We start from the raw sequence: 862 nt of genomic DNA, 5'->3' as shown, positions 1-862 counted from the left end.
TTCAGAGTGGTGAAAGCACTGTTAACACCTTCAAAAGCAGCAGCAACATTATGATAAGTCTTCTCGTCACCTTCTGTGCCATCAGCATCGAATTGCGCAACTTTGAAATCAGGTTCTGTCCATTTGCCTTCCTCATACTTGGTATTACCACCGAAATATTCTGCAAGGGCTGTGTTCGTAGAATGGAGCTGTGAACCATTCACGGCATCGGTTGAGCCTTCAGATATATCTCCATTCGAAAGATACTTAATCTTGCTATTGGTTTTACTATTTTCTTCTCCATGCTGCGCTACAAAGGCATCCTCATCCTTGCTCCACGATAACGAATCCTGTGCTACTCCTTGTGAAACTTCCTTAATACGATCGTTCACAGTCTTGATATTCTTATCAATGCCTTTAAAGGCAGAACCAACATCCTCATAGGTTTTGTCATCTACCTTACCGTCTTTAGAAACTGTCGATAAGTCATACTTTGGTTGTTTAAAACTTTTGCCATCAAAGGAGACATCTCCACCTAAAATCTTTGATAAATCATCTGTGATTGTATGAAGCTGTCCACCAGCCACTGCATCATGAGAGCCCTTAGCAATACTACCATCTGCAACATTATGAAGACCAACAGAGGAAGAATTCTTACCTTTGCCTAATGTCACACTCGTATAATCAGTCTCATCACCTGTTTTATCATAATGAACAACCGCCGATTCATCAGACTGAAGTTTATCAGAAAGATCTTTTAAACCTTTATCAAGCTGTCCCTTGTTAACCGCTTCATTGTTATTCGCAGCTTCCTTTACACCAGAAAGCGTCCGATCCCCGTTATCTTTATTGGCAATATTGATTTCACTGCCTGCTACTTCTT

General features: G+C 40.7%; 1 pseudogene. It reads right to left on the bottom strand.

The features are described from left to right. Positions 1 to 862, bottom strand: a pseudogene (locus ACFINU_RS10095) (hypothetical protein); the annotation flags it as partial.

The sequence above is a fragment of the Bartonella sp. AC130YNZD genome (assembly GCF_042196865.1).
Taxonomy (GTDB): Bacteria; Pseudomonadota; Alphaproteobacteria; order Rhizobiales; family Rhizobiaceae; genus Bartonella.
Note: the sequence above shows the minus strand (reverse complement) of the source record. Positions and strands in the feature narration are given on the sequence as shown.